The organism is Streptomyces sp. NBC_00859 (assembly GCF_045161865.1).
GTDB lineage: Bacteria > Actinomycetota > Actinomycetes > Streptomycetales > Streptomycetaceae > Streptomyces.
In genome coordinates, this window is the sequence record NZ_CP108826.1 from 5,225,670 (window position 1) to 5,239,192 (window position 13,523).

11 protein-coding genes, 2 tRNA genes and 1 pseudogene are annotated in these 13,523 nt (G+C 69.1%); 6 read left to right on the forward strand and 8 right to left on the reverse strand.

Annotation, left to right across the window (positions count from 1 at the left end):
* Position 1 precedes the first annotated feature (1 nt).
* Positions 2-670 (forward strand): class F sortase, encoded by a 669-nt coding sequence (locus OG584_RS22900; protein ID WP_405780533.1) that lies wholly within the window; start codon positions 2-4, stop codon positions 668-670.
* Between the two features lie 271 nt (positions 671-941).
* Here OG584_RS22900 and OG584_RS22905 read toward each other — a convergent pair.
* Positions 942-1,015, reverse strand: a tRNA-Lys gene (locus OG584_RS22905).
* A gap of 176 nt (positions 1,016-1,191) precedes the next feature.
* Between OG584_RS22905 and OG584_RS22910 the strand changes: the two genes are divergently transcribed.
* The 4 genes and pseudogenes from OG584_RS22910 to OG584_RS22925 all read left to right on the forward strand — a co-directional run bounded on the left by OG584_RS22910 (position 1,192) and on the right by OG584_RS22925 (position 6,575).
* The gene (locus OG584_RS22910) at positions 1,192-2,667 is read left to right on the forward strand and encodes a peptidoglycan-binding protein (RefSeq protein WP_405780535.1); all 1,476 of its coding nucleotides are present in this window, start codon (positions 1,192-1,194) and stop codon (positions 2,665-2,667) included.
* Positions 2,668-2,942: 275 nt separating this feature from the next.
* Positions 2,943-4,031: pseudogene (locus tag OG584_RS22915) on the forward strand (SPFH domain-containing protein).
* 176 nt (positions 4,032-4,207) lie between these two features.
* Positions 4,208-4,807 (forward strand): lytic polysaccharide monooxygenase, encoded by a 600-nt coding sequence (locus tag OG584_RS22920; protein ID WP_405780536.1) that lies wholly within the window; start codon positions 4,208-4,210, stop codon positions 4,805-4,807.
* A 109-nt stretch (positions 4,808-4,916) separates the two neighbouring features.
* On the forward strand, positions 4,917-6,575 hold the full coding sequence (locus OG584_RS22925) for an AMP-binding protein (RefSeq protein WP_405780537.1): 1,659 nt from the start codon (positions 4,917-4,919) through the stop codon (positions 6,573-6,575).
* Positions 6,576-6,748: 173 nt separating this feature from the next.
* Here the strand turns inward: OG584_RS22925 and OG584_RS22930 are convergent, their stop codons facing one another.
* The 7 genes from OG584_RS22930 to ehuB form a co-directional block, all read right to left on the reverse strand.
* Positions 6,749-8,296 carry an MFS transporter gene (locus OG584_RS22930; RefSeq protein ID WP_405780539.1) on the reverse strand — a complete coding sequence of 516 codons (1,548 nt, stop codon included), beginning with the start codon at positions 8,294-8,296 and terminating at the stop codon, positions 6,749-6,751.
* Positions 8,297-8,686: 390 nt separating this feature from the next.
* A tRNA-Lys gene (locus tag OG584_RS22935) sits at positions 8,687-8,760 on the reverse strand.
* A gap of 73 nt (positions 8,761-8,833) precedes the next feature.
* Positions 8,834-9,592 (reverse strand): IclR family transcriptional regulator, encoded by a 759-nt coding sequence (locus OG584_RS22940; protein ID WP_405780541.1) that lies wholly within the window; start codon positions 9,590-9,592, stop codon positions 8,834-8,836.
* Between the two features lie 165 nt (positions 9,593-9,757).
* Entirely contained in the window at positions 9,758-10,489 is a 732-nt protein-coding gene (gene ehuA, locus OG584_RS22945) for an ectoine/hydroxyectoine ABC transporter ATP-binding protein EhuA (RefSeq protein ID WP_405784233.1), read from the reverse strand.
* 145 nt (positions 10,490-10,634) lie between these two features.
* Positions 10,635-11,288, reverse strand: a complete 654-nt coding sequence (gene ehuD, locus OG584_RS22950) for an ectoine/hydroxyectoine ABC transporter permease subunit EhuD (RefSeq protein ID WP_405780543.1) — start codon at positions 11,286-11,288, stop codon at positions 10,635-10,637.
* Positions 11,285-11,956, reverse strand: a complete 672-nt coding sequence (gene ehuC / locus OG584_RS22955; RefSeq protein WP_405780545.1) for an ectoine/hydroxyectoine ABC transporter permease subunit EhuC — start codon at positions 11,954-11,956, stop codon at positions 11,285-11,287. Before ehuC ends, ehuD begins: the two co-directional genes overlap by 4 nt.
* Positions 11,953-12,780, reverse strand: a complete 828-nt coding sequence (gene ehuB / locus OG584_RS22960; protein WP_405780546.1) for an ectoine/hydroxyectoine ABC transporter substrate-binding protein EhuB — start codon at positions 12,778-12,780, stop codon at positions 11,953-11,955. Before ehuB ends, ehuC begins: the two co-directional genes overlap by 4 nt.
* A gap of 200 nt (positions 12,781-12,980) precedes the next feature.
* Between ehuB and OG584_RS22965 the strand changes: the two genes are divergently transcribed.
* The gene (locus OG584_RS22965) at positions 12,981-13,481 is read left to right on the forward strand and encodes a DUF3830 family protein (RefSeq protein ID WP_405780548.1); all 501 of its coding nucleotides are present in this window, start codon (positions 12,981-12,983) and stop codon (positions 13,479-13,481) included.
* Positions 13,482-13,523 lie beyond the last annotated feature (42 nt).

The following is a 13,523-nucleotide window of genomic DNA, read 5'->3' on the forward strand; positions in this document are numbered from 1 at the left end:
GATGTCGTCCGATGGCTCGACGTCGGGCAGTGGGCGGTTGCTGACCGGGGTCGCCTGGGCCGTTCTGCTGCTCGGGCTGTGGCTCTGGGGCCGCCAGATCACCGAAGGCCCCGAGGGGAGCTCGGGGCCGAAGACCGGTGATGTGGCCGCGGTGGGCCGCCCGCTCGGGGTCACACTGCCACCGGCCCACGACCCGCTCGGCGGAGTGCGGCCGCAGCGGGTGCAGATCCCGTCGGTGGGGATCAACGCCCCGATCGTGCCCCGCGGGCTCGACGCCCACGGGGCTGTCGACCCGCCGCCGTTCAATGAACCGCACGAGGTCGGCTGGTTCGGTGACGGCGCCCGTCCCGGCGCCGCGGGGCCCGCGCTGCTTGTCGGTCACGTCGACACCAACACCAGGAAAGCGGTCTTCTACGGCCTGAGCGCGGTGCGCCCCGGCGAGAAGGTACGGGTGACGGGCACGGACGGCACGGTCACCGAGTTCACCGTCGACGATGTCCAGGTCTTCCAGCGCAGCCACTTCGACGCGAAGAAGGTCTACGGGGAGCGCGTGCACGGCCGCGCGGAGCTGAGGCTGATCACGTGCGGAGGCTCGTTCGACCGTACGACGCGTGCCTACAGTGCGAACGTCGTGGTCTCCGCCTACCTCACGGGTGTGCCCAAGGGGTGAGGCGGGAGCCGTGTGCGCGGTCCGTATGACCTGTTTGACCTACTTCGGTGACTTATTTACGTGATCCGCTGTGGGGATTCATCGTGTGGGGAAGATCAGTCGGAGGGGCGCCCGCCGGGCGCCCCTCCGTTGCGCTGTGTGCGGGGGCCGTACGCAGCTGAGCCTCGAACTCCCTTGTACCGCTGGCGGGTTGAGGTGGCCGACGGGGCGGGGTGGTCGGTGGGGAACGACCGAAGCCCCCCACCGTGAGGTGGGGGGCTTCGGTATCGCGTGCGCCGCCAGGGACTCGAACCCCGGACCCGCTGATTAAGAGTCAGCTGCTCTAACCAACTGAGCTAGCGGCGCCTGCTGACCTGGACAACTTTACCGGACCGGCGGACGTGCTCAGGACCTCGCGAGAGGTCCCACGGTCGGTTTGTACCCCTTCGTTACGTCAAAATGCGATTCGTCCGCATCGTTGTAAAACTGACGACCGTGCAGATGCGCCGTTGCGGAATTCCAACAACGCGGAGGGGACACGTATGACGCTTCCGGTCTTCGAGGAGTACGAACCCGCCAGTGACTGCGGCTGCGCCGGGTGCGTCGAGGTGCGCCGCTCGGCATCCCGCACCCTGTCCCTGCGGGAGGGAGGCCACCCCGCGGTCCACGGCGCGCGGCGTGCTCTCGTACTGGCGACCGCTGCCGGGGTGGTGCTCGGATGCGGGACGGTGGCAGCTGCCACGGGTCCGGCCGGTGACGCCAGGGAGCCGGCTGCCGCCCCCGTCGAGGCGACGAAGCTCCCCGCCACCACCAGGACGGCGATCATCAGCCGCGCGAAGCAGTGGGTGGCGGCCAGGGTCCCGTACCGCATGGACAGGGACTGGAAGGACGGGTACCGGCAGGACTGCTCCGGCTTCGTCTCGATGGCCTGGGGGCTGGACGGCAGTGAATGGACGGGTGGCCTGGCGGAGTACGGGGTGCGGACGGGCAAGAGTGATCTGCAGCCGGGCGACATCCTGCTGTTCCACAACCCCGCCGACCCCAACAAGGGCTCACACGTCACCATCTTCGGCGGCTGGAGCAACTCCGCCCGCACCACCTACCTGGCGTACGAGCAGACGAAGCCGCACACTCGCGCGAAGGCCACCCCGTACGCCTACTGGACCAACTCCAGCCGCTACGTGGCCTACCGCTACAAGGGGCTGAGCACCGGCAGCGCCGGTTCCGTACCGGTCACCGGCTACCCCGGAACGAAATCCTTCGGCAGGGGCGCGAAGAACGGCAATGTCACCCGGCTCGGCCGGATGCTCGTCACCCGCGGCGGCGGCCGCTTCTACCGGCAGGGCCCAGGCCCGAGGTGGGGCGAGGCCGACCGCAGGGCCACGCGGGCGTTCCAGCGGGCCCAGGGATGGAACGGTGACGACGCGAACGGGCTGCCCGGCCCGTCCACCTGGAGGCTGCTGGTGAAGGGCAGCGGCAAGGACATCCCGGCCGCAGCGAAGGGGGGCGTCTCCGCGGGTCCGGCCAGGAACTCCACCAGGAACCCCACCAGGAACCCCACCAGGAACATCGCCAAGAGCATCCCGGTGAGATCCACCAAGAACACCGCCGAGAGTGTTTCGGCGAGCTCCGCCAAGGGCGTCACGGTGAGCACCGCCGAGAAGACCGGCAAGGCCACCGCCGGGAGCACGGGCAGGGCCGGGAGTATCAGCAGGAGCACCGCCGCGGGGCGCGTGGACAGCGCCAGTGGCGGCGACGGCGGGAGCAGCACGCCGCGCGGCAAGGCCTTCCCCGGTGCCCGGTTCTTCAGGCCGGGCCGGACCGGCGTTCATGTGCGGGAGCTGGGGGAGCAGTTGGTGAAGAAGGGCTTCGGCAAGTACTACACGACCGGCCCCGGTGCCCGGTGGAGCGAGGCGGACCGGCGCAATGTCGAGGCGTTCCAGCGGAGTCAGGGATGGACCGGTGCGGCGGCCGACGGATATCCGGGCCCCGAGACGTGGAGGCGACTCTTCGCATGACCGAGACGACAGCAGCGGCGGCGGGTGCACCGCCGGTGACCGGCATGGAAGGCGCGCCGGGGCAGGCGCCCGGTTCACTCACCGAGTCCGTGGAACGGGCCGGGCCGGGTGCGCCGGTGGAACAGGCGCAGGCTCCGGCGCCCGGCGAACACGGCGGGCTCGACGGACAGGTCGAACCGGCCGGAGGGCCGGGCGGCCCCGTGGCGCCCGACGTGCCCGTGTGGTCCGGGCAGGTCGCAGGGGGGCGGCCGGCGATGCGCAGGACCTCGGTCATCATGAACGAGACCACGGCGGAGATCCCGGTCCATCTGCTGTTCCGTGACGAGGCCCCCGAGAGCACGGCGCAGGCTTTCCGTGCCGTCGGCAGGCCGGCCGGTCACCCGAGGGGCTCCGCGGGGCCGAAGCGGCAGTCGGCCCGGACGGACACGCGTGCCCAGGGGGCCACCAGGCCCGCGCCGCCCGCCGACGCCGGGCTTGCTGAGCGGCCTGGTGTCGCGCTGCCGGGCGCCGCCGCGCTGCTCTCCGGCGCCGTCGCGCTCGCCGGTTTCGCGGCGGTGCTGTGGAGGACGGGCGCGGTCCCGGCTCCGGTGGCCGCACTGCTCCGGCTCGACGCGATGCCGTACCAGGGGGTGGGGCCGGAGGCGGGCGCGGTGCTCGCCGTGCTCGGTGCGCTGGCGCTTCTCGCGTTCGGCGGGCTCGGGCGCGGACGGGTCGGTGACGCGTGGGTCCTCTCGCTCTGCGGCGGCTACCGGGGGAGCGTACGGCGGACCGGCCTGGTGTGGACGAGCCCACTGCTGCTGCGCCGCCGTGTCGACGTCCGGCTGCGGCACTGGCGCAGCGAGCCGCTGCGCGCCTTCGATGCCGACGGAACACCCCTGCGCGTTGTCGTCCTGGTGGTGTGGCGGATCAAGGACACGGCGCGCGCCGCTTACGCGGTGGAGGACCACTAGGCCTATCTGTGCGAGCAGGTGGAGTCGGTGATGGCCCGGGTGCTCTCGCGGCTTCCGGCCGATGCCTTCCACGGGGGAGCGCCGACGCTGCGCGACAGCGAGGCGGTCGGCGACGCGCTGACCCGGATGCTGAGGACGGAGGCGCTCCCGGTCGGTATCGAGGTGTTCTCGGCGCAGCCGACCAGGATCGAGTACGCCCCCGAGGTGGCGGACGCAATGCGGCGGAGCCAGGTCGCCGCGATCGACGCCCGGCACCGGGACGCCGTGCTGACCTCGGTGGTGGACGCGGTGGACGACACGGTGACACGGCTGACCGCGCGGGGGCTCGTCGAGCTGGACGTCTACGAGCGCAACGCGCTCGTCAAGGAGCTGACGGTCGCCTTCTGCTCGGGGCGCTGCGGCACCTCCTCCTGATCTCCTTCCGTACTTCTCCCGGGTACGTCGCGGCAGTACTTCTCCCCGGCACTTCTCGCCTGGCGGGCGCAGACCTGCGTTTGATATGGACACGGCGAACCAGTGTCCATACTCTGTGACTTGGTCTAGACCGCAGCTCGGCACACCGAACTCCCCCAAGTTCCGAGGAGTGCAGCATGCGAAAGAGAATAGGTGCGGCCGTGGTCGGCCTCGCCGTGGCGGGCGTCTCCCTGCTCGCCACCGGCAGCGCCAGCAGCCACGGGTACACCGACCAGCCCATCAGCCGGCAGAAGCTCTGTGCCAATGCCACCGTCACCAACTGCGGTGCCATCCAGTACGAACCGCAGAGTGTCGAGGCCCCCAAGGGCTTCCCCGGCGCCGGACCCGCCGACGGCAAGATCTGTTCCGGCGCACATGACGACTTCGCCCAGCTCGACGGGGCGAAGACCCCGAACGGCGACGCCTGGCCCACCACCAAGCTGACGGGCGGTCAGGCGTATACCTTCCGCTGGCAGTTCACCGCCAGGCACGCCACCACCGACTTCGAGTACTTCATCACCAAGAACGGATGGGACGACTCGAAGCCGCTCACCAGGGCCGACCTCGACCCGCAGCCGTTCATGACGGTGCCGTACGGCAACCAGCAGCCGCCCGGAACCGTCTCGCAGCAGGGCACGATCCCCACCCAGAAGACCGGGCACCACATGATTCTGGCCGTGTGGAACATCGCCGACACGGGTAACGCGTTCTACGCCTGCTCGGACGTCACCCTCTGACCGACGTGTCCGGCAGGTCGTCCGTGATGGTCCGGTTCCGGCCGGTCATCTTCTACCGGCTGTCTCCGGGCGTTCAATTCTGACGCTCTGTCAGTTAACGTGCGGCGCCATGAGGAGCACAGGTACCTTCGCGGAGCTCGTGCAGCGTCAATGGGGCGACCAGCGGCCCGGACTGAGGTCCGGCGAACTGGTCCTGAGTCACCATCAGGTCGCCTCCGGCGCGGCGGCACGGGCCGCGCTTCTCGTGGATCTGCTCCCGGCCGGGGCGGAACCCCACATCGGGGTGCTGCTCCACAACACCCCGGAATTCCCGCTCTGGCTGAGCGCGGCGGCCCTCGCGGGGGCCGCCGTCGCCGGGATCAACCCCACCCGGCGCGGGTCCGAACTGGCCCGCGACATCCTGCACACCGACTGCCGGGTGGTGATCACCTCACGGGAGCTGCTGCCGCTGCTCGACGGTCTGGAGCTGCCGGGCGTACGGATACTGGTCACCGATACCGACGCCTACCGCGAACTGCTCGCCCCTTACGCCGACGCCGTCCCCGGCGAAGCGGCCGTGGCCCCTGCCTCCCCGGCCACCCGCATGCTCCTCTACTTCACGTCGGGTTCCACAGGGGCACCCAAGGCGGCGATCTGTACCCAGGGTCGGCTGGCGGCCGCCGGACAGTCCCTGGTCACCCACTTCGGGCTCACCGGCGACGACGTGCACTACATCTGCATGCCGATGTTCCACGGCAACGCGGTGATCGCCAACTGGGCCCCCGCGGTGGCGGGCGGCGCCACCACCGTGCTGCGCCCGCGCTTCTCGGCGTCCCGCTTTCTGGAGGACGTACGGGCCCACGGCGCCACGTACTTCACCTATGTCGGCCGCGCCGTGCAGTATCTGCTGGAAACCCCCGAGCACCCCGACGACCGCGCCCACCCGCTGCGGATCGGATTCGGTACGGAGGCGGGCGCGGTGGACGCGGCACGCTTCGCCGAACGGTTCGGTGTGCGACTGGTCGAGGGATACGGCTCTTCCGAGGGCGGCGCGGCGGTCCAGCGGACCCCGGACACCCCTCAAGGGGCGATCGGCCGGCCGGCGCCGGGCGACGACCTGGCGGTGGTCGACCCCGGCACCTGCGAGGAGCGGCCCAGTGCCATTTTCGACTCGGGGGGCGGGCTGCTCAACAGCACCGAAGCGATAGGCGAGTTGGTCAACCGGGGGCCCAACCCGTTCGAAGGGTACTGGCGCAACGAGGGCGCGGACGCCGACCGCAGACGTGGTGGCTGGTACTGGACGGGCGACCTCTTCTACCGTGACGCCGACGGCTTCCTCTACTTCGCGGGCCGTACGGACGACCGGCTGCGCGTCGACAGCGAGAACCTGGCCGCCGCGATGATCGAGAACATCCTGGCCCGCTGGGCGGACGCCGCGGCGGTGGCGGTGTACGCGGTGCCCGACCCGGTGGCGGGCGACCAGGTGATGGCGGCCCTCGCCCTGCGCGAGGGCGTCACCTTCGACCCGGCGGCGTTCGCCGAGTTCCTGTGCGAACAGCCCGACCTGGGAACGAAGATGGCGCCGTCGTACGTGCGGGTCGTCCACGCGATGCCGGTCACGGCGACGAACAAGGTCCACCGTGTCGGGCTGCGCCGGGAGGGCTTCCGCTGTGGCGATCCGGTGTGGCGCGCGGTGGACGGGACATATGGGCCGCTCACCGCGGAGGACGTGGAGCGGCTGGTGGCGGAGTACGGGGCGCGGGGCCGCGGCGACCTGCTGTCCCGCTAAGGGCGTGGTCCGGACGGGCCCGGCGAGGGGAGAGGGGGACCGGGGCCACGCCTGTCGGCCGGAACCCGCGCCGCCGGCCCGCTGTGCCGTCGACGCGGGTTGCGCGGCCGATCCTGGTTGCACCGCTGATCCCGGGCGGCTCTGCCGGTCCTTGGCGCGCCGCCCGGTCCCGGTTACGCCGCCGGCACGGGTTCAGCCGTCGCCTCGCCTTCCAGCGTGGCCCCGCCCTCCACTGCGGCCTTGCCTCCCCGCAGTGTTGCCACGGTGAGGACGGCCCCGGCCAGCAGCAGCGCTGCTCCGCCCGCCGCCGCGAAGTGCATCCCGTGCACGAACGCCTCCCGCGCCACATCCACCATTCCCTGGTCCCCAACGGCCCGCGCACCGCCCAGCGTCGCCCGTACCTGGTCCGGCGCCGAGGCCGGGATGTCGACCCGGTAGACCGCTGTGCCGATCGAGCCGAGGACCGCCATCCCCATCGCGCCGCCGAACTCCTGGCCTGTTTCCAGGAGGGACGCCGCCGAACCCGCCTTCTCCACCGGAGCCGACGCGAGAGCCATGTCGGCGACCAGCGCCATCACGGTCACGATGCCGCTGCTGCTGACGGCCGCACCCACGAGCAGGAGCCACAGGGAGTCCGTCCCGGTGAGGTTCAGCACGACGAAACCGGCCGCCGCGATGACGAACCCGGCTGCGACCACGGACGAACGGCGCACCCGCTGGGCGACAGCGGTGGCGGTCGGGGCCGCGACACCCACCGCGATCGAAGGGGCCATGGACCAGAGGGCAGCCTCCATCGTGCTCATGCCGAGCACCGACTGGAGGTACTGCGTGGTGAAGTACGAGGAGCCCATCATGGCGAACGCGGCCAGCGCGTTGAGCGTGATCCCGGCGCCGAACCCCCGCTTCCTGAACAGCGCCCGGCTGATCATCGTTGAGCGGCCCGAGCGCTGCCGGCGGACGAATACGGTGCCGACAGCCAGGCCCGCCAGGACACACAGCAGCATCGGCACGGTGAACCCGTCGGCCGCCATCTCCTTGATGCCGTAGATCACCGGGAGCACGGACCCCATGGACAGCGGCACGCTCAGCAGGTCGAACCGGCCGGGCTCCGGGTCCTTGAACTCCGGAACCAGGAAAGGGACCAGGACCAGAAGCAGCAGCATCGCGGGCACATTGATCAGGAAGACCGAGCCCCACCAGAAGTGCTCCAGCATGATGCCGCTCATCACCGAACCGAGCGCGATCCCACCGGCCATGGCGCCCGACCACACGCCGATCGCCTTGGAGCGCTGCTTCTCGTCGGTGAACATGTTCCGGATCAGCGCCATGGTGGACGGCATCAGCGTCGCCCCGCCGACGCCCAGCACGGCCCGTGCGGCGATGAGCATCTCGGCGCTCTGCGCGTACGCGGCCCCGACGGAAGCCACGCCGAAGGCCGCGGCTCCGAACATCAGCAGCTTGCGCCGGCCGATCCGGTCGCCGAGCGACCCCATCGTGATGAGCAGCCCAGCGAGGGCGAACGCGTAGATGTCGAAGATCCAGAGCTGCTGGGTGCTGCTCGGGTCGAGCTCCCGGCTGATGGACGGAATGGCGAAGAACAGGACGGACACGTCCATCGAGACCAGGAGGAGCGGCAGCAGGAGGACGACGAAGGCGGTCCACTCCTTGCGGCCGGCGCGGGCCGCAAGGCCCGTCGGGTTCGTTTTCGTCTGGAGCGTCATGACGAGGACTGTACGAGTGTATTAAACGTCTGTATAGAACGTCTGTGTAATACAGCTGTATATTTCTCGGCGGGCAGTGGTGCAGTGGTGCAGTGGTGCGGTGCAGTGCGGTGCGGTGGCGCAGCCGGGCGAGGGTGCGGGGAGGCCGGGAGCCGGAGATGCGGGCTTGGGTGGTGCCGGTGGGCGCCGCCCCGGACTCGGGTCCCGGGTGCGCGCTGGGCCGTACGCGCGAGGCTTGTTCTGACGCGCAGGGCCACCCCCTGGCGGCCCCTGGCCCGCGGTCGCGGCGATGGCGACGACGGCTCCGGCCGGTCTGTGCGTCGCGCGGAGCGCGCCCCGTGGCCGCACACGAAGAAGCCCCCCGCTTTCGCGAGGGGCTTCTTCCGTCTGTGCGCCGCCAGGGACTCGAACCCCGGACCCGCTGATTAAGAGTCAGCTGCTCTAACCAACTGAGCTAGCGGCGCGTGCTGACTCGGAAATAGTAGCTGGTCCGGCGGGGTGCTCCAAACCAGATGAAGATCGCCCGCGGAACCGGCCTCAGATGGTGAGCGAGAGCACCACGGGCGCGGCCTGCCGGTTCAGTGAATCCGCCGCCGCGCGAAGCCGGTGGGCGTGCTCGATCGGCAGTGAGAGCGCCAGGCAGCCGACCGCGGAGCCCGCGGTGAGCGGCACCGCGGCGCAGACCGTGCCCACCGCGTACTCCTGGATGTCGAGCACGGGGACGGTCGCGGGCTGGGAGTCCAGCTTGGAGAAGAGCACCCGTTCGCTGGTGATGGTCTTCGAGGTGAGCCGGGCGATCCTGTGGCGTGAGATGTGGTCCCGGCGGCCGTTCTGGTCGAGCTGGTTCAGCAGGCACTTTCCAGCCGCGCTGGCATGGGCCGACGAGCGGAAGTCCACCCACTCCTGGACCGCGGGCGTCAGCGGACCGTCGGCGACCTGGGTGATCTTCATTTCGCCGTCGATGTAGCGGCTGATGTACACAGCGGCGCCGACCGAGTCGCGCAGCTGCTCCAGGGTGTCCTGCAGCTTGGCCTGGAGCGCGGTCTCGCGGGTGGCACCGGAGCCGAGCAGGACGAGCGAATCACCGATGACGTAGGCGCCGTCACTGATCTGCTCCACGTATCCCTCGCGGCGCAGCATCAGCAGCAGGGCGGAGAGGTGGAAGGTGGGCAGGCCGGTCTCACGCGCGATGTCGGCGTCGGTCACGCCGCCGCCGTACTTGGAGACGGTCTCCAGTACGCGGAGTGCGTACTGCACCGAATGGAACGGCGCAGTCGGCTCGGGCTTCAGCGCCACAGTTCCCCCTACAGGTTGTGACCGTTTGCTCGCGTACCACGATAGCCGCCAAGACGCTGTTGTGGGGGGCCGGTTGACGACTTGATGGCGCGCCCCGCGCCGTCAAGCTGGGGCGCGCCACCATGGCATATGCCAGAGTCATGATTCCGGAAATGGAGCCTGAGGTCAGAGCACTGCGCTGAGGAACTCCCGCGTCCGCTCGTGCTCCGGGGCGGTGAAGATTTTCTCCGGGGAACCGGACTCGATCACCTTGCCGGAATCGAACATCAGCACATCGTCGGAGATGTCCCTGGCGAAGTTCATCTCGTGGGTGACGCACAGCATGGTGATGTCGGTCGTGCGGGCGATGTCGCGCAGTACATCAAGGACCCCGGCCACCAGCTCCGGGTCGAGTGCCGATGTGACCTCGTCGAGCAGCAGTACCTGCGGACGCATCGCCAGCGCACGCGCGATGGCCACGCGCTGCTGCTGTCCGCCGGAGAGCTGGTTCGGCTTGGCGTCCGCCCGGTCACCGAGCCCGACCAGGTCGAGCAGGCCCTTGGCGCGTTCGGACGCCTCGTCCTTGGACATCCCGAGGACCCGTACGGGGGCCTCGGTTATGTTGCGCAGCACCGACATGTTGGGGAAGAGGTTGAACTGCTGGAACACCATGCCGATGTTCTTGCGCACCTCGCGGAGCTGCTTCTCGCCGTTGGACGGGAAGAGCTGGTCACCGTTGACGGTGATCACCCCTTCGTCCGGTTTGAGCAGCGTCATCAGGAGTCTGAGAATCGTCGTCTTTCCGGAACCGGAAGGTCCGATGAGGGTCACGTGCTTGCCCGGCTGAACCGAGAAGCAGAGATTGTCGAGGACGGTGTTCTCGCCGAACCGCTTGGTGACGTTGTCGAAGCGGATCAGTTCTCTGGCGGTGACCGGTGTCGACGGAGTCTTGACGGCCTCCGGTGTCTTCGCGAGATCCGTTGTGCCTGCTGCGGCCTGGGAGGTCGCTGTGTTCGGGGCGGTCTCGGCGTTCTCGGGGGTGTTGGGGTTCGCGGGGTTCGCGTCAGCGGACAAGGCGGCGCTCCAGGGCTCGTACAAGAAGAGATGCCGGATAGGCGATGACGATGAAGGCGACGCCGACGACGGTGAGCGCCTCGTTGTACTGGAAGGTCATTCCGCCCTCCAGGCGGGCCTGACCCAGCAGGTCCAGCACGCTGATCGCGACGACCAGGGGTGTGTCCTTCAGCATCGCGATGACGTAGTTGCCGAGCGCCGGGAGCACCCGGCGGATCGCCTGCGGGAGGATCACCGCTGTCCAGGTGCGGCTGCGGGGCAGGGAGAGTGCGGTCGCGGCCTCCCACTGCCCGACCGGTACCGCGTCGATGCCGGCGCGGTACACCTGCGCGGTGTACGTGGAGTAGTGCACTCCGATCGCGACCGTGCCGGTGGTCAGCGCGGAGAACTGGATACCCCACTCGGGCAGCACGAAGAAGAGGAAGAACAGCTGTACCAGCAGTGGGGTGTTGCGGATGAACTCGGTGACGAAGTTGACCGGCCACCGAACGAAGCGGCTCCGCACCCGGTAGCCGAGCGCCCAGACCAGGCCCAGGGTGAAGGACAGGACCGAGCCGAGCACCAGGATCTGGAGGGTGGTGAGCAGCCCGTCCCAGAAACGTGGCATGAAGTCCGCGACGGCGGACCAGTCCCAGCTGTTCATCGGGCACCTCCGGTGGCCGTGAGGCCGAGATTGGCCCGGGTCTTGCGCTCAAGTGCCCGCATCCCGCGAGTGAGTACGAACGCGATGACGAAGTAGATGACCAGAACCACCGAGTAGATCTTGGAGCTCTCCTGGGTGGCGAGCCGCACCAGGTAGGCGGCGAACGACACATCTCCGACGCCGAGCAGTGAGACCAGCGCCGTGCCCTTGAGCAGCTCGATCAGCAGGTTCGAGAACGGCGGCATCATCTCGGGAATCGCCTGCGGCAGCAGGATGAGCCGCATCCGCTGCCACGGGGTGAAGTTGAGCGCGACACCTGCCTCGCGCTGGGCCGGGGCGACCGAGTTGAGCGCGCCGCGGACGATCTCGGCGCCGTACGCCCCGTACGAGAGCCCCAGGGCGAGCACCGCGGCCCACATCGGCACCAGTGCCCAGCCGAACAGGTTCGGCAGCACGAAGAAGATCCAGAACATCAGCACCAGGGACGACGTGCCGCGGAAGATCTCCGTGTAGAAACCGGCCAGGAAACGCACCACGCGCGAGCGGTGGGACCTGGCCATGCCTATCCCGAAGGCCACGGTGACGGCCAGGGCCGCGCTGTACAGGGTGAGTTGGATGGTGATCCAGATGCCCGGAAGCACCCAGTGCTGCCACAGTCCGGACGTCATGCGCACAGCTCCTTGGCCGTCAGCGTGGTCATCTCGTCCTTGGTGAACCCGAACGGCTGGAGCACCCGGAAGAGTTCGCCGCTCTTCTTCATCTTGTGGATCTCGACGTTGAAGGCGTCACGGAGCGAGGTGTCGGTCGGTCGGAAGGTGAACCCTCCGCCGTCGATCTTCTTCTTGCCGTCGATCGTGGTCGCGAAAGCCTTGGTGGCCTCGGCCTTGTGGCTCTTCTTCACCACTTCGCGCACGGTCAGTGAGGTACCGGCGAAGACATCGACCCGGCCGGACTCGACTGCGTTCAGGCCCGCCACCTGGTCCTGGAGAATGACGATGTCCTTCTCCTTGTAGCCCGCGGCGACGGCGTAGGCGATCTCGGCGTACGCGGTGCCGGTGGCGAACTTCGCCTTGGCCTTCACACAGTCCTGGTAGTTGTGCAGATTCTTCGGGTTGCCCTTGCGGACGATGAAGGCATCCAGCATCTGGTACTCGGGATCGGCGAAGATGACCTGCTGACAGCGTTCCTTGTTGATGTACATCCCGGCCGACACACAGTCGAACTGCTGGGAGTTGAGCCCCGGTATCAGCGAGGCGAAGTCCGTCGCGACCGGCTGAACATGGCCGACACCGAGCCGTTTGAAGATTATCTTCGCGAGCTCCACGGCCTCGCCGGTGAAATCCCCCTGCTCATTGATGTACCCGTACGGCACCTCGCCCGCGATGCCGAGCCTGACCGTCCCCTGCGACTTGAGCCTGGCGAGTGTGTCTCCGGTCGGTACCCGGCTGCAGCCGGCTGCCCCGAGCGCCCCCGCGGCGCCCAGACCCGCCATGCCGAGCAGCAGCGAACGGCGGCGTATGGGCTGGATGGGTCGGATGAGGCGTCTTGTGGTGCTTCCTGAGTCATTCCCTGGTGGTGAAGCCATGGGCGCGCGCTTACCCGCCATCAGCCCAGATATGCCGGTCAATTCGAGCCCAACGTGCCGGGAGGCGGCCTTGACCGCACGGGGGCCCCGGGGGAAACCATGGGGGGATGAGCGATCGATTCGTGGAACTGTCCCTCGACAAGCGCGGTGTGAGCTGCACGGCGAAGCTCCTCGACGACAAGGCGCCGGTGACCTGCGCGGCCGTGTGGGACGCACTGCCGCTGGGCGGCGATGTCTATCACGCGAAGTACGCGCGCAACGAGATCTACGCGCTGATGCCGGGCTTCGCGCCGCAGGAACCGCCGCTGGAGAATCCGACGGTCACCCCCATTCCGGGAGATCTCTGCTATTTCACCTTCTCCGAAACGGTGTTGGGCACGGATTCGTACGGCTATGAGACGGCGGCCGGCCATCGCGGACGTACGACGGTGGTCGACCTGGCGCTCTTCTACGAGCGGAACAACCTGCTGATCAACGGGGATACCGGCTGGGTGCCCGGCATCGTGTGGGGCACCGTGGTGGAAGGGCTCGACCGGATGGCCGGCGCGTGTCAGGACCTCTGGCGGTCCGGCGCGACCGGCGAGACGCTCAACTTCCGGCGGGCGTAAGGGTCCTAAGGGGCCCTAGCCCCTTTCCGGCCCGCCACCGGA